General features: G+C 72.1%; 18 protein-coding genes and 1 pseudogene. 8 read left to right on the forward strand and 11 right to left on the reverse strand.

Annotation, left to right across the window (positions count from 1 at the left end; translation table 11 throughout):
- Window positions 1-100: 100 nt before the first annotated feature.
- From ACGFYH_RS24370 to ACGFYH_RS24390, 5 genes and pseudogenes are all read left to right on the forward strand, one after another.
- Entirely contained in the window at window positions 101-973 is an 873-nt protein-coding gene (locus ACGFYH_RS24370) for a helix-turn-helix domain-containing protein (protein WP_393805281.1), read from the forward strand.
- Window positions 970-1,221, forward strand: a pseudogene (locus ACGFYH_RS24375) (DUF397 domain-containing protein); the annotation flags it as partial. The gene ACGFYH_RS24370 and the pseudogene ACGFYH_RS24375, both read left to right, overlap by 4 nt.
- 113 nt (window positions 1,222-1,334) lie before the next feature.
- Window positions 1,335-2,150, forward strand: coding sequence for an SAM-dependent methyltransferase (locus tag ACGFYH_RS24380; protein ID WP_393805282.1), 816 nt, complete (start codon window positions 1,335-1,337; stop codon window positions 2,148-2,150).
- 534 nt (window positions 2,151-2,684) lie between these two features.
- Entirely contained in the window at window positions 2,685-3,446 is a 762-nt protein-coding gene (locus ACGFYH_RS24385; RefSeq protein ID WP_393805283.1) for an IclR family transcriptional regulator, read from the forward strand.
- Between the two features lie 85 nt (window positions 3,447-3,531).
- Complete coding sequence (locus tag ACGFYH_RS24390; protein WP_393805284.1) at window positions 3,532-3,936, forward strand: STAS domain-containing protein; 405 nt, start codon at window positions 3,532-3,534, stop codon at window positions 3,934-3,936.
- 197 nt (window positions 3,937-4,133) lie between these two features.
- Here ACGFYH_RS24390 and ACGFYH_RS24395 read toward each other — a convergent pair whose 3' ends face one another.
- A complete protein-coding gene (locus ACGFYH_RS24395) occupies window positions 4,134-4,523 on the reverse strand; it encodes a thiol-disulfide oxidoreductase DCC family protein (protein ID WP_393805285.1) in 390 nt (129 codons plus the stop codon).
- Between the two features lie 96 nt (window positions 4,524-4,619).
- Here ACGFYH_RS24395 and ACGFYH_RS24400 point away from each other — a divergent pair, with 96 nt between their 5' ends.
- Entirely contained in the window at window positions 4,620-4,844 is a 225-nt protein-coding gene (locus ACGFYH_RS24400; RefSeq protein ID WP_393805286.1) for a hypothetical protein, read from the forward strand.
- A gap of 95 nt (window positions 4,845-4,939) precedes the next feature.
- Here ACGFYH_RS24400 and pntB read toward each other — a convergent pair whose 3' ends face one another.
- A complete protein-coding gene (pntB, locus tag ACGFYH_RS24405) occupies window positions 4,940-6,430 on the reverse strand; it encodes a Re/Si-specific NAD(P)(+) transhydrogenase subunit beta (RefSeq protein WP_393805287.1) in 1,491 nt (496 codons plus the stop codon).
- Window positions 6,427-7,998, reverse strand: a complete 1,572-nt coding sequence (locus ACGFYH_RS24410) for a Re/Si-specific NAD(P)(+) transhydrogenase subunit alpha (RefSeq protein WP_393805288.1) — start codon at window positions 7,996-7,998, stop codon at window positions 6,427-6,429. Before ACGFYH_RS24410 ends, pntB begins: the two co-directional genes overlap by 4 nt.
- A 176-nt stretch (window positions 7,999-8,174) precedes the next feature.
- Here ACGFYH_RS24410 and ACGFYH_RS24415 point away from each other — a divergent pair, with 176 nt between their 5' ends.
- On the forward strand, window positions 8,175-8,801 hold the full coding sequence (locus tag ACGFYH_RS24415) for a histidine phosphatase family protein (RefSeq protein WP_393805289.1): 627 nt from the start codon (window positions 8,175-8,177) through the stop codon (window positions 8,799-8,801).
- 14 nt (window positions 8,802-8,815) lie between these two features.
- Here the strand turns inward: ACGFYH_RS24415 and ACGFYH_RS24420 are convergent, their stop codons facing one another.
- A complete protein-coding gene (locus tag ACGFYH_RS24420) occupies window positions 8,816-9,232 on the reverse strand; it encodes a YrdB family protein (RefSeq protein WP_393805290.1) in 417 nt (138 codons plus the stop codon).
- A gap of 292 nt (window positions 9,233-9,524) precedes the next feature.
- Between ACGFYH_RS24420 and ACGFYH_RS24425 the strand changes: the two genes are divergently transcribed.
- The gene (locus ACGFYH_RS24425) at window positions 9,525-10,205 is read left to right on the forward strand and encodes a phosphatase PAP2 family protein (protein WP_393805372.1); all 681 of its coding nucleotides are present in this window, start codon (window positions 9,525-9,527) and stop codon (window positions 10,203-10,205) included.
- A 37-nt stretch (window positions 10,206-10,242) separates the two neighbouring features.
- On the opposite strand, the gene ACGFYH_RS24430 is transcribed toward ACGFYH_RS24425, so the two are convergent.
- Genes ACGFYH_RS24430 through ACGFYH_RS24460 form a run of 7 tightly spaced genes read right to left on the reverse strand, consistent with a single transcriptional unit; the run spans window position 10,243 to window position 17,948 of the window.
- Window positions 10,243-11,595, reverse strand: a complete 1,353-nt coding sequence (locus tag ACGFYH_RS24430; protein WP_393805291.1) for a glutamate-1-semialdehyde 2,1-aminomutase — start codon at window positions 11,593-11,595, stop codon at window positions 10,243-10,245.
- Between the two features lie 7 nt (window positions 11,596-11,602).
- Entirely contained in the window at window positions 11,603-12,154 is a 552-nt protein-coding gene (locus ACGFYH_RS24435; protein WP_393805292.1) for a dTDP-4-dehydrorhamnose 3,5-epimerase family protein, read from the reverse strand.
- On the reverse strand, window positions 12,151-13,416 hold the full coding sequence (locus tag ACGFYH_RS24440; RefSeq protein ID WP_393805293.1) for a polysaccharide pyruvyl transferase family protein: 1,266 nt from the start codon (window positions 13,414-13,416) through the stop codon (window positions 12,151-12,153). The genes ACGFYH_RS24435 and ACGFYH_RS24440 overlap by 4 nt, the downstream gene beginning before the upstream one ends.
- Window positions 13,413-14,360 (reverse strand): glycosyltransferase family 2 protein, encoded by a 948-nt coding sequence (locus tag ACGFYH_RS24445; RefSeq protein WP_393805294.1) that lies wholly within the window; start codon window positions 14,358-14,360, stop codon window positions 13,413-13,415. The genes ACGFYH_RS24440 and ACGFYH_RS24445 overlap by 4 nt, the downstream gene beginning before the upstream one ends.
- Window positions 14,357-15,646 carry a hypothetical protein gene (locus tag ACGFYH_RS24450; protein ID WP_393805373.1) on the reverse strand — a complete coding sequence of 430 codons (1,290 nt, stop codon included), beginning with the start codon at window positions 15,644-15,646 and terminating at the stop codon, window positions 14,357-14,359. The genes ACGFYH_RS24445 and ACGFYH_RS24450 overlap by 4 nt, the downstream gene beginning before the upstream one ends.
- 5 nt (window positions 15,647-15,651) lie before the next feature.
- Window positions 15,652-16,926: a DUF4910 domain-containing protein gene (locus ACGFYH_RS24455; RefSeq protein ID WP_393805295.1), complete on the reverse strand. Its 1,275-nt coding sequence runs from the start codon at window positions 16,924-16,926 to the stop codon at window positions 15,652-15,654.
- Window positions 16,923-17,948, reverse strand: a complete 1,026-nt coding sequence (locus tag ACGFYH_RS24460) for an NAD-dependent epimerase/dehydratase family protein (protein WP_393805296.1) — start codon at window positions 17,946-17,948, stop codon at window positions 16,923-16,925. The genes ACGFYH_RS24455 and ACGFYH_RS24460 overlap by 4 nt, the downstream gene beginning before the upstream one ends.
- Between the last annotated feature and the right edge of the window lies 1 nt (window position 17,949).

A 17,949-nucleotide genomic window follows, 5' to 3' on the forward strand; every position in this document is an offset into this window, starting at 1 on the left:
AACCGAATCCCTGATAATTTCAGGAAGACCCGTTCAGTCTGGTGTCATCACCAACTCGCTGCCACAATAACGCCGGTGACGTGCCATCAGGAGGTAGGGCGTGAGTGAAGCTCGGTCCGGCGCGGGCACCAGCGCCCCGACGGTTCTGCGCATGATCCTCGGTCGTCGGCTCCAGGACATGCGGCAGAACGCGGGTGCCTCACTGGCCGACGCCGCCAAGGCACTCCGGGTGACGCCCCTGACGATCCGTCGGCTGGAGAAGGCCGAGGTCGCCCTCAAACCCCTCTACGTGGAGAAGCTCTTACAGACCTACGGCACCGCACAACAGGAGATCGACGAGTTCGTCGCGCTCGCCGAGCAGGCCAACAAACCGGGCTGGTGGCACGCCTACCGCGACGTACTGCCCAACTGGTTCACCGCGTACGTCAGCCTGGAGACCGGCGCCGGCATGTTGCGCACCTACGAACCCCACTACGTCACAGGGCTTCTCCAGACCCACGCGTACGCCCGCGCCGTACTGAGCGGAGGCTTCCCGAACGGTTCCGACGAGGACCTGGAGCGCCGCGTCGACCTGCGTCTGCGCCGGCAGAGCCTGCTGGACCGGGAGAACGCACCCACCCTCTGGGTGGTCATGGAGGAAGCCGTCCTGCACCGCGTCGTGGGCGGCCCGCAAGTGATGCGCGAGCAGATCGACCGGCTCCTGGAGGTTTCCGAGCGGGAGCACGTCAGCATCGACATCCTGCCCTTCGCCGTCGGCGCCCACGTCGGGGCGTGCGCCCCGTTCACCTACTTCCGGTTCGAGGAACCGGAGCTGCCCGACGTCGTCTACAGCGAGATCCTCTCCGCCTCGATGTACCTGGACGAACGGGCGGACGTCGTGGCGCACCTGGAAGCGCACAACAGGATGTCACTGCTGACCTCGACACGGGACAGCACGGCACTCCTGAACCGCATGCGCAAGGAGTACTCATGACCACCACCACCGACGACACCTACTACAACGGGATGCCCGCCTCCGATCTCGGCGAACACGGCTGGGAGCGCCCGTGGAGCGGACCCAACGGCGGCCAGTGCGTGGAGACCAAGCAACTCGCCGACGGACGGGTCGCGATGCGCCAGTCGACGGACCCGGCCGGCCCGGCACTCATCTACACGCCCGAGGAGATCGGCGCGTTCGTCCGAGGAGTCAAGCAGGGGATGGCCGACCACCTCGCGGCCGGCCGGGGCGGACGGGGGGCCTCGGGCGCCGGCGCAGCAGGGGGAGACGACGACGGACGGGACCACGCCCGGTCACCCGCCCGGCACAGGACGGCACACCTTCCGAAGGGAACAGGATGAGCAACACCCCCGCCGCGCGAAGCCTCGACACCAGCAGGCCGCACTCGGCCCGTATGTACGACTACTACCTCGGCGGCAAGGACCACTTCCCGGTCGACAGACAGGCCGCCGAAGCGGTCGCCGAGGCCTACCCGGGCATCTTCACCTGCGCCCGGGAGAACCGTGCCTTCATGCACCGCGCCACTCGCGTACTGGCCCTGGAGCACGGCATCCGCCAGTGGCTGGACATCGGCACCGGCATCCCCACCGAACCGAACGTCCACCAGGTCGCACAGTCCGTGGTCCCCGACGCCCGGGTCGTCTACGCCGACAACGACCCACTCGTCCTCAAGTACGCCGAGCGTCTCATGCGCAGCACCCCGCAGGGCCGCACCACCTACATCGAGGCCGACGTCAACGACCCCGACACCCTGCTGAGCGCACCCGAGCTGGCCGAGGTGCTCGACCTGTCCCAGCCGGTCGCCCTGTCCCTGAACGCCCTGATGCACTTCATCACCGACGCCCGAGACCCGTACGGCATCGTCGACCGGGTGATGGCGGCCCTCCCGCCGGGCAGTGCCCTCGCCCTGAGCCACTGCACACCCGACTTCGACCCGCCCACCTGGGAGAAGGTCACGGACATCTACACCGGCGCGGGTACGCCGGTGCAGTTCCGCTCGCAGAAGGACGTCGCCCGCTTCTTCGACGGGCTCGACCTCCTCGACCCCGGCATCACCGTCGGTCACCGCTGGCGACCGACCGGGCCCGCCGGGCCCGACACCCCCACCGACGCCCAGGTCAGCCTGTGGGCGGGGGTCGGCATCAAGCCTTGACCCCGGCTCCTCGGGCTACGGCCCGGGGGCCCCTGCTTTCCGGTATGAGGTCTCCAGATCCCACGAGCTGCGCCCGCGACGCGTCAGCAGTCCCGGGTGCCCACTCGCGGGTCCTGCCGTGGATGAGTTCACGCGCGACGCCGAAGCGGCCAAGGTGGCGTGCGTACTCATGGAGCGGGTGGAAGAGGACCCGCCCGGGCGAGGGCGCTTGGCCGGGCGTCTCGAGACGGCCCCCGAGAGGCGCCTTGTCGCTCAAGCCGGTCGGCGTCCCGAAGTCCACGGGCGTCACAGCCGTCCTGGCCGGCCCCGTCACCGGGCCGGGCCCCGCGCTGCTTCGGTGGGTGGCCCCAGAACTCGGGCTGCCGCGCGCGGTTCCGCGAGAACACCGTGTTCGTCACGGACGGCACCCTGGTTCCCGCCCGGGACGGCTCCACCGCCGGCTCGCTCGGCCTCCGGCCCGCGGAGCGAGCGGCACTGCGGATGACCAAGGCAGCCCACTTGCCTGCGCTTGCCCGGGTGGCGCAGTGTGGAGAGATGGGTAGCCGGGAGGGCCCCACGCTCATCTCGTCGGTGCAGCGAGCCTTTCGCCTGATGGAGGCCGTGGGCGCCCACGAGGGCGGCGCACCGGCCAAGCAGCTGGCGCGCGAGACGGGGCTGGCCCTGGGTACGACCTACCACCTGCTGCGCACCATGGTCCACGACGGTTACGTGCGCAGACTCGAGGACGGCACGTTCGTCCTGGGGGAGCGGCTGGGCGCACTGCACGCGGGAAGCCGCGATCAGGCGGCGCTCAGCAGGGTCCGTCCCACCCTCACGGAGCTGCGGGACGGCCTCTCGGCCGCGGCCTATCTGACCTTCTACGAAGACGGGGAGATCCGGGTCGCAGAGATCGTCGACGGTCCGCGTGCCCCCCGCGTCGATCTGTGGGTCGGCTTCGAGGACGCCGCACATGCCACGGCGCTCGGCAAGAGCGTGCTGCGCGAGCTGGACGGTGAGGCCCGCGCCGATTACCTCTCCCGCCACGTGATGAACGACCTCACCCCGCGCACCATCACCTACCGGGCCGAGCTGCTACGGCGCCTCGACACCGCCGCAGCACAGGGTCCGGCCGTCACCGACGTCGAGGAGTACCGGCTGGGCACCGCGTGTGTGGCCGTACCCGTCCGTCAGGGCGACACCATCGGATCGCTCGGCATCTCCCTGGACATCGACCGCACCGCCTGCCTCGAAGACGCCGTGACCACGCTGCTCGCCACCGCGGAGCGAGTGTCCCGGGGCCTCTCGCTCACCATCTGAAAACCGGGCCCTTGCGGCACCGCGGCCCTCCCCCTTTTCCTGGATGAGACGGACAAAACGCACAGAGGTGCAGGGGAGCGAAAGCGTGAGTGATCAGGGCGTCGCGGGGCCGCACGTGTCGGTCGGCTGCCGGGTGACGAACGGCTGGACGGTCGTCGAGGCGAAGGACGAGATCGACATCGCCTTCGCCCCCCTCGTCCGGGCCACGGTGGTGCGACTCCTCGCCGAGGGCCATCGGCACTTCGTGCTGGATCTGTGCGGTGCCCCGTTCCTGGACTCCATGGGCCTCGGCATGATCGTGGCCGTGACCAAACGCATCAGGACCCATCACGGGTCGCTGCGGATCGCCTGCGACGACCAGCGTCTATTGCATGTCTTCGCGCTCGGTGGCCTGCGCCCCGTCTACTCCTTCCACGACTCGGTCGAGCTGGCCGCCGAGCAGCCCCCCGGTGCGGAGGGACTGGCCGACTGGCCGCACGTGCGTGGCTGATACGGCCGCCACCGCACGTGCCGCGTCGCGATCACATCGCGCAGACGTACGCGCCTCGTCCCGGAAAGCGATCCACCTGCTGCTCGCGGGGCACCGGTCGTGGGGCGGGAGAGCGGCAGTGCCCCGGCCGAGCCGGGCAGCCGGCGGACCGGAGGCTGCGCCCGGTCGCAGAGATCCTCTCGGTGATGACACAGCGCTTACGGGCCGTTCGCCCGTGCCCCCGGCAGCGAGCATGCCTCGGTCGCCCCGGGCAGCCACGAGCGGTTGTTCGCCACCAGACGGTAGACGGCGTGCCCGGCCCAACGTGCCGGCAGGAGCCTGAGCGCGGCCCCGAGCACACTCCACGCGCCGCCCGCACTCAGCAGCAGCTTTGCCACCGCGTCGGCGCCGCCGTAGACCGTTCCGATCGGTGTCGCCCACAGCACCTCGTGCTGGGCACGCTCCCGTGTCACGCCGAACGCCCCGAGGTCGGCTTGCTGCCAGGGGACGATTTCGCAGCGGGGACGCGCTCTGCGTTCGATCACGCGAACCGCGGTGGTGCAGAAGCCGCAGTCGCCGTCGTAGATGAGCACGGGTCGGGTCCGCATGCGTCCATGGTGCCTGATCGCGGCTTCCCGTGTTCGCGGGCCGGTGGAAAGTCCCGCGCGGGTGCGGATCGGGTGTGACGCACTGATGCTGGAAGCATGTCCGGTCGTCGCCCCGTGGTCGTCGGCCGACCGTCGCCGAGCGGCGGTCGGCGGGTCCGCGCGGCGGGAGAGGTCCTGGGCCTGGCGCACGGGGTGCGCGATGTCGCCGAGTTCCTGCGTCGGGCGGGCCTGGAGGACATCGACGTGGAGACGTCGGACCTGATCGAGTGGCGGGGCGGCGGCCCGGACGTCTGGGCGGAGGAGTCGCGGCAGGGCTGGTGAGTGGCCCTGGGCCGGTCGGTGCGTGCCGGCGTCGATGTCGGCCTCGCTCCCGCTGGGCAGCGAGCAGCGAGCAGCGGAGCGTGGAAACGCGGCGGCTACGGCGTCGCACTTCCGAACAAGCCGCCCCGCCGCGTCGCCGGCACGTCCTGGACCGTGGTCGCCGGGCCTCGCCCGGGCCCGGAACCGAGGGCCTGCAAGATCTCCTCGACGCTCTGCCGGGCGTCGCCGAAGAGCATGCTGCTGTTCTCCCGGAAGAACAACGGGTTCCGCACGCCCGCGTAGCCCGAGGCCATCGAGCGCTTGAAGACGATGACCTGTCCCGCCTCCCAGACCCGCAGGACGGGCATACCCGCGATCGGGCTGGCGGGGTCCTCGGTCGCCGAGGGGTTGACCGTGTCGTTCGCGCCGATGACCAGCACGACCGACGTGTCCGCGAAGTCCTCGTTGATCTCGTCCATCTCCAGGACGATGTCGTACGGCACCTTCGCCTCGGCCAGCAGCACGTTCATGTGCCCGGGCAGCCGCCCGGCGACGGGGTGGACGCCGAAGCGCACCTCGGTACCGCGCTCGCGCAGCCGGCGCGTCAGCTCCGCGACCGGGTGCTGGGCCTGCGCCACGGCCATGCCGTAACCAGGTGTGATCACCACGGACCGTGCCCCCGCCAGCAGGTCGGCCGCGTCGCGCGCACGGATCTCGCGGTGCTCGCCGTGCTCCTCGTCGCCGTCCGGCGCGGCCTCGGTGCCGAAGCCGCCCGCGATGACGGAGAGGAAGGAACGGTTCATCGCCTGGCACATGATGTAGCTCAGGTACGCGCCGGAGGACCCGACCAGTGCGCCGGTGACGATGAGCAGGTTGTTGTCGAGCAGGAACCCGGCCGCCGCGGCGGCCCAGCCGGAGTAGCTGTTGAGCATGGAGACGACGACGGGCATGTCGCCGCCGCCGATGGACACGACCAGGTGCCAGCCCAGGGCAAGCGCCAGGACGGTGACCGCCACCATCAGCGGGAGGCCCGGACTGGCGGTGAACCAGACCGTCAGCACCGCGAACAGGGCCAGCGCACCCAGATTGAGGGCGTTCTTGCCCGGCAGCGTCAGGGGCCGCGACTTGATCCGGGCGGACAGCTTCAGGTACGCGACGACAGACCCGGTGAAGGTGACCGCGCCGATGAAGACGCCGATGAACACCTCGGCGTGGTGGATGCCGATCAGATCCGCGGCGATCCGGGTCCGCGAGCCGTGGGCCTCGACCTCCAGGTAGCCGTTCCAGCCGACCAGGACGGCCGCCAGACCGACGAAGCTGTGCAGCACCGCGATCAGTTCGGGCATCTGCGTCATCTCCACACGGCGCGCCCGCCACAGGCCCAGCGCGGCGCCGATGGTCATGGCCAGCAGGACCAGCACGATCGGACCTGCGGAGACGCTCTGCGCCGAGGCCACGACCGTGGCGGCCAGGGCGAGTGCCATCCCCGCGATGCCGTAGCCGACGCCGGCGTGTGAGGTCCGGTGCCGGGACAGACCCGCGAGGCTGAGGACGAACAGCAGGGCCGCCACCAGGTCGGCGGCGCGGGACGCGGTCATGGACGTCATCGGGGCTCGCCTCTCGAGAACATGGACAGCATGCGGCGGGTGACGGCGAAACCTCCGAAGACGTTCACGCTCGTCAGCAGGATCGCCACGAAGGACAGCACGGTGACGAGCGTGCTCTCGTGCCCGATCTGTACGAGGGCACCGATCACCACGATGCCCGAGATGGCGTTGGTCACCGACATCAGCGGTGTGTGCAGGGAGTGGTGGACCCTGCCGATGACGTAGTAGCCGATGACCACCGCCAGCGCGAACACCGTGAGGTTCTCCGCCAACCGGGCCGGTGCGAAGGCGACCAGCAGGAAGGCCGCCGGCATGCCGAGGCCGATCAGGCCGAAGCGCCCCGCCGGGGTGAGCCGGTGCGGCCTCGGGCCCACCGGCGCGGCGGTGGCCGCGGCCGGCGCGCCGGCCGCCGGGGCCGCGGACACCGCGACCGGTGGGGGAGGCCAGGTGATGGTCCCCGCCCGGACCACGGTCACCGTCCGCTGCACCACGTCGTCGAAGTCGATGACGAGCCGGCCGTCCTCGCCGGGGGTGATCAGCCTGAGCAGGTTGACCAGATTGGTGCCGAACAGCTGCGACGCCTGGGCAGGCAGCCGGGACGCCAGGTCCGTGTAGCCGATGATGGTCACCCCGTTGCCGGTCACCACGCTCCGGCCCGCGATGGTTCCCTCGACGTTGCCGCCCTGGGCGGCGGCCATGTCGACGATGACACTGCCGGGCTTCATCGCCGCCACGTCGGCGGCGGTGAGCAGACGCGGGGCGGGCCGCCCGGGGATCAGCGCGGTGGTGATCACGACGTCCACGTCACGGGCCTGCTCGTGGTACAGGTCCGCCGCGGCCCGGTCGTGATCGGCTGACGTGGCCCGGGCACCGCCGTCGGTGCTCCCCTCCTGGGCCGGGTCCACCGCGAGGTACTCACCACCCAAGGACCGCACCTGATCGGCGACCTCGGGCCGCGGATCGGTGGCCCGGACGATCGCGCCCAGGCTGGAGGCGGCCGCGATGGCGGCCAGCCCCGCGACACCGGCACCGGCGACGAGGACCTTCGCCGGCGGAACCTTGCCCGCGGCGGTGACCTGCCCGGTGAAGAAACGTCCGAAGGCGTGCGCGGCCTCGATCACCGCCCGGTACCCGGCGATGTTCGCCATGGAACTGAGCACGTCCATCGACTGCGCCCGCGAGATCCGCGGCACCGCGTCGAGGGCGAGGACTGTGACGTCACGCGCACCGAGCGCCTCCAGCAACTCGGGTTGCCGCGCCGGGGCGATGAGGGCCACCAGCGTCGTTCCGGCGCGCAGTCCGGTGATTTCCCCGGCCGATGGTGCGTTGACCTTCAGTACGACGTCCGCGGACCAGGCCTCGCCGACACTCGCCCCCGCCTCCGCGTAGGCCTCGTCGCCGAAGCCGGAGGCGGCGCCGGCCCCCGGCTCGACGACGACCTCGTAACCGAGGCCGAGCAGCAGACGGACCGTCGAGGGCGTCGCGGCGACGCGAGTCTCCCCGGCCAGGGACTCGCTGACGACGCCGACGCGTTGAGGGGGATGGTGGGCGGATCGGGTTCCAGTCATGTCCAGTCTCTCGTCAAGGCGTTGTTGACGGCATCCGTACCCACGGGAGGGCGCCGGGGCACCGAAGCCGATCCCGGACCCGCTTTGCCGGCCCCGACGAGCCCGAGGGGAACCAGCTCTCGACGAAGCCGCGTCCGTTGGCACGGAAGACCGCTCGCAGACCCGGAGGAGCCCACATGACCGGCACCGGCACCCGTTACCTCTGTCTTGTCCGGCACGGCGAGGCATCACCGGACGAGAGCGGGCTGACCGAGACCGGTCGACGGCAAGCCACCCTGCTCGGCCGGCGCCTCCGGGACACCCCCTTCACCGCGGTCCACCACGGCCCCCTGCCGCGCGCGGAGCAGACCGCACGGCTCATCGGCGGCGAACTGAAGAAGAGCGTCCCCGCGCACGTCTCGGAAGCCGCCGGTGACTACGTGCCCTACATACCGGAGAAGGCGGAACTCCCGGCCGACTCGGCGGACGTCTACCTCCGCTTTCTCGCCGGTGCCGACGACGAGGAGCGGAAGCGGGGCCCCGAGCCGGCCCGCCGGGCGCTCAATCTGTTCACCGGGGCGGCGGACGGCCGGGAGGACCGGCACGAACTGGTCATCACCCACAACTTCCTACTCGCCTGGCTCGTCCGGGACGCCATGCTCGCGCCGAAGTGGCGGTGGCTCGGACTCAACCACTGCAACGCCGCACTCACGGTCATCCGCTATTCGCCCGGTCGGCTCCCGTCCGTCCTCCTCTTCAACGACATGCGGCACCTGCCCGCCGAGTTGCGCTGGACGGGCTTTCCCCCCGAGCTGCACATCTGAGGGGGAGGCCGTCGTCACCGCCGGCCCGGCACCGGCCCTCCGTCTCCCGGTACGGACCGGCGGAAGACCTCCGCCACGGTGAGGTTCGCGGCTGTCACGGCTCCCACGACCACCGCTCCCACCGGGTGCCCGATCCCGTACAGCGCCGCCGCGCCCCCGCCCAGCACCAGCCCCTTCACGAGCAGGACGCCGGGCAGCGCCGGACGGAGCTTCGCCCGGGGCGCCGCGAACAGCCACCACAGCACCACCGCGACAGCCGGTGCGCCGAGGCCGAGGAGGGCACTGATCGCCGCATGACCGCCGGTGGCGAAACCCCACCAGCACAGCAGCCCCAGCGCGACACACTCGATCAGCAGCGCCAGCACCTCGTTCACCACGTACCACGGTCGCTCGTCGATGACCGCCCTGCCCCGCCCGCCCGCGTCCGTCACGCGCCCCTCCCCGGGATCTGCCACCACGCCCTGAGACTCTCACACGCGAGACCACGTAGAGTCGGAAGGAATGGCCCGAATCGGCTGTTACCAGGCGTCCGGGAGTGGCTACGGTGGCGTCGACTCAAGGGTGATCAGTGGGGGCTGGGATGCGATCGACCGCTCATGGACGACATACGGCCCCGGTGCGCGGTGACACTCGTGAAGCGGCCGGGCGGGCGCGAGCGGGGGGAGCGGGGGAGTGGACGAAGACACGGGGGAGCATCGCGTCGGGGCCGGACGCGGTGGGCCGGTGACCGGCCGGTCGGTGCCCGCCGTGCTGCCCCCGCAACTGCGCGGGTGGCTCGGGCTGACCGCCGCCCTCGCCACGGTGGTGGGCGTCGTGTTCGGGGTCCGGTATGCCGGCGACAGGGAGCCCGGCACGACGGACGCGCGGATCCGTGCGGTGCTGGACGGTGTGGGGCCGCCGTGGCGGTACGTCGCCCTGGTCACGGACTTCTTGGGGGAGCCACTGGGAGCGGTGACAGTGGTCGTGGCCGCCGTGACGGGCTGCCTGCTGTTCCGGCGTCCTCGTGCGGCGGTGTTCGTCGTTGCCGGTGCCGGACTGACCGTGGCGGCGACGACGCTGCTCAAGCCCCTGGTGGGGCGCACCATCCACGGCGGAAACCTGTCCTACCCGAGCGGGCACACCGCCTTCCTCGCCGCGCTCGCCCTCATGGCGGCGCTGCTCGCGGCCGGCCGTCTCCGCCTCGGCAGGACGGCCGGCACGTCGCTCGTGTTCGCCGCGGCGCTGGTGGCCGGCGCCGCCATGGGCTGGGCCCAGGTCGTCCTGGGCTCGCACTACGCCACCGACACCCTCGGCGGCTGGTGCACCGCGCTGGCGGTGACACCGGCGACCGCGTGGCTGGTCGACCGGGCGGCTGACCGGCTGGCCGACCGGAGGGCCGACGCCGGTGGGCGGGAGCCTCGCTGACGTCACGTCACCGCCTCGGCCCCCGCCGCGCGTCACCTCACGCCAGGCGGCGGAACACCGGTTTCACCGGTCGTCCGGCCAGCCAGGGGGTGGGGTCGGCGGCGTCCAGTGCCTTCCGGTACACCGCACATGCCTGGGCCACCACGTCGACGGTGTGGTCGATGTCCGCGTCGCTGAGCGCACTGCTCACCACGAACGACGGGGCCAGCACCCCGCCCGCGAGAAGCCGCCGCAGGAACAGGGTGCGGTACCGCTGCGACGGCTGCCGGTTCTCGTCGAGGGTGGCGAAGACCAGGTTGCTGGCCCGGCCCCGGACCACGACGTGGTCGCCGACGCCCATACCGGCCGCGGCCTGCCGGACGCCGGCGGCCAGCCGCTCGCCGAGGGCGTGCAGTCGCGCGGTGACACCCTCCTCCACGTAGGTGGCCTGCACGGCCATCGCGGCTGCCAGCGCGTGTGTTTCCGCGCCGTGCGTGGTGGACAGCAGGAACACCCGCTCGCCCGAGTGACGTACCCCGCCCCGCTCCATCAGCTCGCGGCGCCCGGCCAGCGCGGAGACGGCGCATCCGTTGCCCAGCGCCTTGCCGAACGTGGAGAGGTCGGGGACGACGCCGTACAGGCCCTGGGCACCCGCCTCGGACCAGCGGAAGCCGGTGATCATCTCGTCGAAGATCAGTACGCAGCCGTGCCGGTCGGCCAGTTCGCGCAGGCCGGCGAGGTAGCCGGGCGGCGGCTCGGTGTGGGTGGCGGGTTCGAGGATCAGGCAGGCGACCTCGTCCTCGTACCGGGTGAGCAGCTCCTTGGCGGCGGCCAGGTCGCCGTAGGGGAACGCCACCGTGAGTTCGCTGGTCGCCGACGGCACACCGGCGGACATCGGCGTGGTGCCGATGAACCAGTCGTCGACGGAGAAGAACGGATGGTCGGCGCAGACGGCCACCCGCGGGCGCCCGGTGGCGGCGCGGGCGAGGCGGACGGCGGCGGTGGTGGCGTCGGAACCGTTCTTCGCGAACTTCACCATCTCGGCGGTCGGCACCGTGGCCAGGAAGCGTTCCGCCGCCTCGACCTCCACGATGGACGGCCGGACGAAGTTGCTGCCGCGGCCCAGTTCCCGCCGCACCGCCTCGGTCACGCGGGGATGGGCGTGCCCGAGGCTGACCGACCGCAGGCCGGAGCCGTACTCGACGTAGCGGTTGCCGTCGATGTCCCACACGTGGGCGCCGCGGCCGTGGCTGATGACCGGGGCCAGATCGGCAGGGTACTGGTCGTCGCCCTTGGCGTAGGTGTGCGCGCCACCGGGGATCAGGGCGTGCAGCCGCTCGTTCGCCGCCCTCGACCGGGGCAGCGCGACCTCCTCGGAGTCTCGGGCGCCCTGGGAGTTCTCGGTGTTCACGCCGGCCTCACCCCTTCCTCTGCTTCAGGACCTCGGCGAGGCTCGGCGCCTCCCGGTCCCGCTGGGACATCGATGTGGGCGGCAGCGGCCAGGGAATGGCCAGCTCCGGGTCGTCGAAGGCGATCGTCACGTCCTCGGCCGGATCGTGCGGGCGGTCGATCCGGTACGAGACGTCGGAGGTCTCGGTCAGCGACTGGAAGCCGTGCGCGCACCCGGCGGGGATGTACAGGGTCGTCTGCCTCTCGCCGGACAGCTCGAAGAAGGCCCGGCCCAGGTAGGTCGGCGAGTCCGTCCGCAGGTCCACGACCACGTCGAAGACCGTCCCGTGCGAGCACCGCACCAGCTTGGCCTCGCCGGCGCCGGAGCGCAGGTGCAGGCCGCGCAGCACGCCCCGGACCGAGCGGGACACGCTGTCCTGGAGGAAAGCGGCCGGGTCGAGACCCACCGAGCGGACCACCTCGGCGTCGAAGGTGCGGCAGAAGAAGCCGCGTTCGTCGGCGTGCGGGGTCGGCTCGAACAGGTACGCGCCGGCGATCTCGGGGACTTCGGTGGTCATCATGGTGTCTCCCGCGGGGCGTGGGGACGGCCGGCCGCCGGGAACAGGGCCGCGGTCAAGGCGGTGAACTGGTGCTCGACGCGCCGGGCGGCGGCCAGATTCCGCTCGGAGAGGGTCTGCCGCAGCTTCGCCGATCGCCGCTCCAGTTCGCGGAACTGCTCGAGCAGCCGGTCGGCGTCGGCCTCTCGGGCCGGGTGGCAGTACGCGCCCAGCCCCATCCGGGCCATCAGCGCGTCACTCTTCGCCGAGTAGCTGAGGGCGAGGGTCGGTGTGCCGACCTTCAACGCGCAGACCAGATTGTGGTAGCGGGTCGCCACCACGGTGTCGGCAGCCGAGATCTCCTTCATCAGGTCGGCCAGCGAAGTCGTCTCCGCGGCGGTGACCAGCGGCGAGTTCACCGCGTCGAGCACCGCGGCGACCACCGGCCGGTCGAGGTCGTCACCGGTGAGCAGCCGCACCGGCCTGCCGTCCCCGGCCAGCGCGCGGACGAAGCGGGTCGTCCCTTCCATGTAGCGCCGATGGATCTCCCGGGCCCGGGCCCGGTCGTCGTCACTGCCGTGGAAGTCCATGACGCCGACGCAGACCGTGCCCTGCGGGGCCGGTGGCCCGCCGGAGTCCCCCGCGGGCGCGGCGGTGTCCGCGGGGGACTCCGGCGGCGTCGGCAGGGCGAACGCCAGGTCCTCGTAGATCTCGTCGCGCGAGGTGTCCACACCCGTCGCCCGCATCGTGTCGCGGGACAGGGCGTCCCGGTAGGACCGGTAGGTGGCCAGCCGCGCCGACCAGCGCGTGAGGGCCCGGGTCAGCCGGTTGCCGATCGGGGCGGCGCCCACACTGACCAGCGCGACCCGGGTGCCGAACAGCCGGCCCGTCGCGCAGAGCAGGAACAGCGAGTACGGGAAGCCCCAGGGCCGCAGCGGCAGCGTGGCCTCCAGGACGCCCGTGCCCGGCACGATCACCGCGTCGTGCCCGCGCACCCAGACGGCGGTGCGGACGGCGTCGACGAGTTTGCCCAGAGCCTTGGCCGCGATCGCGCCCGCCCGTGACGCGGTCCGGTACTCCCCGCGGTACCAGTTCAGCCGCGTCGCGGGGATCCCGTACCGGATCGCGACGTCCTCGGGCCCGCCGCACAGTGCGTCCACGACCGCCCGGGGGTGCTCGCGGCGGAGATAGTCGAGCACGGCCTCCAGCGATCCGTTGTTGCCGGTGTTGCCGGCGCCGAGCAGGCCGAACACGCCGACGCGCACCGGGGTTTCGTTGGACGTCATGCCTGCCTCTTCTCACGGCCGGCGACGAGGGCGTCGACGGAGACGGTGAGCCGGCCCGGGTCGACCGGGGCGCGGTCCTCGACCCGCTCACCGGCGCCCGGACGGATCCGGCTGGCCATCCACGCGGCCAGGTGGCGGTGGCACGCGCGCCGGTCGGCCGAGGACAGCGGCGCTCGCCCGATCGCCGACGCGAAGCCCCAGACGTACTCGGCGAGGAGTCGGGGCGTCGGGTGCAGCGGGCCGGCCCGCCGCGGGTCCAGGTTGACGCACCGGGAGCGCTTGGAGGGGTTCGCCCGCTCGGCGCGCGTGGGATGGTCGCGGCGGAAGTACAGCAGCTCGGGCACCTGGTGGAAGGGCCCGTGGAGGGTGATCTCGGCGACGAACGTGCGGTCGGCGTGGTGGTAGCTGTCGTGCGGCTTCACCCGGCGCAGCACGTCGGCCCGCATCACCCCGTAGAAGTCGTCACCGCCGGGCTCGAACAGCAGACTGCGGAAGCGCTCCGGCGCGCGCGGGGAGTCGGTGGCGAGCCCGTACTCGTAGGGGACCTTCACCCGGCCGTCGCCGTCGATGACCGCCTGGCCGCTGTGCGCGAGGACCACGTCCGGCCGCTCGTCCAGCGCCGACACGCAGCTCCGCAGCAGGTCCCGGGCGTACAGGTCGTCGTGCGAGGCCCACTTGAACAACTCGCCGCGGCACTGGGTGAACACGTGGTTGTGGTTCGGCGCGGCGCCGATGTTCCGGGGCAGCCGGAGGTACCGGATGCGCGAGTCCTTCGCGGCGTAGCGGCGGCAGATGTCCTGGGTCCCGTCGGTCGAGGCGTTGTCGGAGACGACCAGCTCGAAGTCCTCGTAGGTCTGCCCGAGCAGGGCGTCGAGCGCCTCGGCGAGGTACTCCTCGCCGTTGTGGACGGGCAGGCCGATGCTCAGCCTGGGATGGGGGGTCATGGCTTCCTCACTTCGGGAACGGGATGGTGGTGGCGCTCGCGCAGGGCGGCCCGCAGTTGCAGCCACCACACGGCCGAGCCGCACAGGGACGCGGCGGCGACGCCCCAGGCCGAGCCGACCGTGCCGCCCACGACCGCCCCGCCGAGCCCGCCGCCGACATAGCAGGCGGAGGCGAACAGCTGGCAGCGCAGGCTGCGACGGGCCGCGGCGAGCGCGCGCAGGCCGGCCGCAGCGCCGGTGCCGAGGCCGGCGTTCGCGACGCCGAGCGTGACCGGCACGATGAGGGCCGACGCGGAGCTCCAGACGTCACCGAGAACGAGCTCGCCGAGCCGGTCGGGCACCAGCAGCAGCGCCGCGCCCCACAGCAGCGCGGCGACGGCCTGCCCGCCGCCGAGGAGCAGGCAGAACTTCCCGAGCCGCTCCGGGGCCTGCCGCAGCACCCGTGCCGACTCCGCGACGGTGACCAGGGACAGCCCCATCAGCACGGCCAGGAACGGGCCGAGCAGGAGCTCGGAGCCGCGGACCACACCCACCGCGCCGACCCCGACGATCGCGCCGAGCCCGTACGCCCGCAACTGGCTCGCGCCGCTGACGCCGACGTTCTCGAGCAGGTACCGGTGGCCGAGATCGTGGTGCTCGCGATGCCACTCGCGCGCTCCGGTCGGCCTGGGCCGGAGGCCCGACTGGAAGCAGCCGTACCCCGCGGCCACCGTGGCGGACCCGCCCCAGGCGAGCAGGAAGGCGGTCACGCTGCCCACGCGGGCCGCCACCACCATGGCGGGAACGAGGGCGGCGCCCCACACGAGGTCGTTGACGAACGCCTTGCGGCCGGTGCCGGCGGCGAAGAACGAGTACCGCCAGGCGTCCTGCAGCAGCAGCCCCGGCAGCATGACGCCGAGACCGGCGAACGCGGCCCCCACGCGGCCGCCCACACCCAGCCCGGCCACCAGACACACCGTGCCGATGCCGGCACCGACGAGGAGCGCGGTACCCGACGACCGGGCCACCGCCCCACGCCAGGACACGTCCGACACTCCGCTGAAGCGCACCACGAGCGGGTCGGTGGCCAGCCCGCGGGAGACGCTGAGCACCACGCCGTAGGTCACCCAGGCCAGGCTGAACACGCCGAACGCGGTCAGCCCCAGCGAGCGCGCCACGTAGATGCCCACCACGAAGTTGGAGAGGCTGGAGGCCGCCTGGTCGGCCAGTCCCCAGGACAGGCGGCCGACGACGGCCCGCCGCGCCGGCCCGGCGGGTGTCGTCGTCTTCTCCCCCTCGACGGTCATCGGCGTCATGCCTTGATCAGCCCGGCGCCGTGCAGGGCGTCGGCCGCGACGGCGACGGTGTCGAACGGCAGCCCCGACCGCTCGGCGACGTCCAGCAGACTGTGCTCGCCGTCGGAGAGGCTGAGCACCCAGAGCATGGCCATCTGGGCCTGCTGGGCGTCGCTGCGGCCGCCGAGTGAGTCGTACAGGCCACGCCGCCCCAGCTGCGGCTCGCCGTAGGGGCTGAGGTTGACGTACCGCCGGTTGCGGTCCAGGAGGGCGAACGCCTCGCGGCAGACGGCGAGCGTGTCCGCCATCGCCTCCGGGGAGACGAAGTCCAGGTTGTCGGCCGACGTGTGGTACTCGGGGTAGCCCGCGTACGGGGTCCGGGTGAGCGAGCCCACGCCGAGGTCGAACCCGGGCGAGCAGTACTGCCGCTCGTCGTAACCGTAGGGCGTGAACTCGTTGACCTGGTGCGGGCGTTGGGAGGCGGCCAGCACGTGCCGCAGCACCCGGTCGATCTCCGCGTCGCCGCGCCTGCTCTTCTTGTACGTCAGTCGGCCCGGATCGCCCGCGCAGGCCAGCACGAGCCCGTGCTTGACCCGCTCCACCCGCTCCCTGTTGCGGGCCAGCCAGGTGATCGCCCCGATGGTGCCGGGCGCGAAGACGAACCGGTAGGTGTAGTACGGGTTCCGCTCCGCCAGCGCCCGGGCCAGGAACGTCGCCACCGCGATGCCGGCCAGGTTGTCGTTGGCCAGCGACGGATGGCAGACATGGCAGGAGACGATCACCTCGTCGGGGACCTGCCCGGGGACCACGTGCTCGGCGTAGGTGAGGTGGCCGTCCGCCAGGGTGGAGTCGACGCGGACCTCGTACTCGCCGTCCGGCAGCGCGTCCAGGGTCTCCTGGGCCAGGCAGAACCCCCACTGCCGCTTGTAGTAGCTCGTGCGGTACGGCACCCAGGCCGGCCGGTCCGGCAGGGTGTGCAGGTGCTTGCGAAGCTCGGCCAGCGGCATGGTCGCCGACACCGGCACGCTGTAGCCGAGCACATGGAGGCTGGACTCGGCGAAGTCGACGACCCGGCGGCCGGCGGCGTCGGCGATGTACGCGTCCCGGATGTTCCACTCCTGCGGCACCGTCCAGTCGAGCACCTGGGTACCGGTCGGCACCTCGTGCACCCGCAGCGGAAGGTACTCGTCGACGATCTCCAGGGTGGCGCGCACACCGTCGCCGGTGATGCTCCGGCACAGCGGGTACAACCGCTCCACCAGGGCGTACATCTGCGCACCGGCCTCGGTCATCGGCGCCACCGCAGGGTGTCGTCGACGGCGCCGGTGCCAAAGGCCGCGCGCAGTACGGCGAGGCGGGTGAAGCGGTGCTCGAAGTCCTCCCGGGTCAGCCCGTGTCCCCGGTAGGCGTCGGCGAGTTCGAGCGCTCCCTGCTTCACCGTCCACTCGCAGTCGAAGCCGGGTACCGCGGCGCGGAACCGGGAAAAGTCCACCCGGTAGGAGCGCGGATCGGCACCGGTCTCCCCGGTGATCACCACCTTCGAGCCGGCCACCGCCGCGGCGACCTGCTCGGCGATCTCGGCGACCGTGACGTTGTTGACCTCGCTGCCGATGTTGAACGCCCGGTTGTGCACCGCCTCCCTCGGCGCGACCAGCGCGGCGGCGAAGGCCCGGGCGATGTCGGCGGCGTGCACCAGCGGGCGCCAGGGAGTGCCGTCGGAGAGCACGAGCACCTCCCCGGACAGGAGCGCGTGGCCCACCAGGTTGTTCAGCACGATGTCCGCGCGCAGCCGGGGCGAGTACCCGAAGGCGGTGGCGTTGCGCATGTACACCGGGCTGAAGTCGCCGTCCGACAAGGTGTGCAGGTCGTCCTCCACGCGCACCTTGGACTCCGCGTACGGCGTCACCGGGCGCAGCGGGGCGTCCTCGCCCACCAGGTCGCCACCGCCCGCGGCGCCGTAGACCGAGCACGTCGACGCGTACAGGAAACGCTGCACCCCGGCGTCGCGGGCCAGCCGGGCCAGCCGGACGGACGCGTGGTGGTTGATGTCGTAGGTGAGCTCCGGCGCCAGCGATCCCAGCGGGTCGTTGGAGAGCGCGGCCAGATGGATCACGGCGTCCACCCCGGCCACGTGGTCGGGCGTGACGTCGCGCAGGTCCACCCGCCGCCCCGGCGGGTCCGCGGGCGTCGGGCCGAGCACGCAGTCGGCGAACAGGCCGGCGTCGAGACCGACGACCTCGTGTCCGGCGGCGGCGAGCACCGGGGCCATCACGGTGCCCAGATAGCCTTGGTGTCCGGTCAGCAGTACGCGCAAG

Source organism: Streptomyces sp. NPDC048392 (assembly GCF_043200575.1).
Classification (GTDB): domain Bacteria; phylum Actinomycetota; class Actinomycetes; order Streptomycetales; family Streptomycetaceae; genus Streptomyces.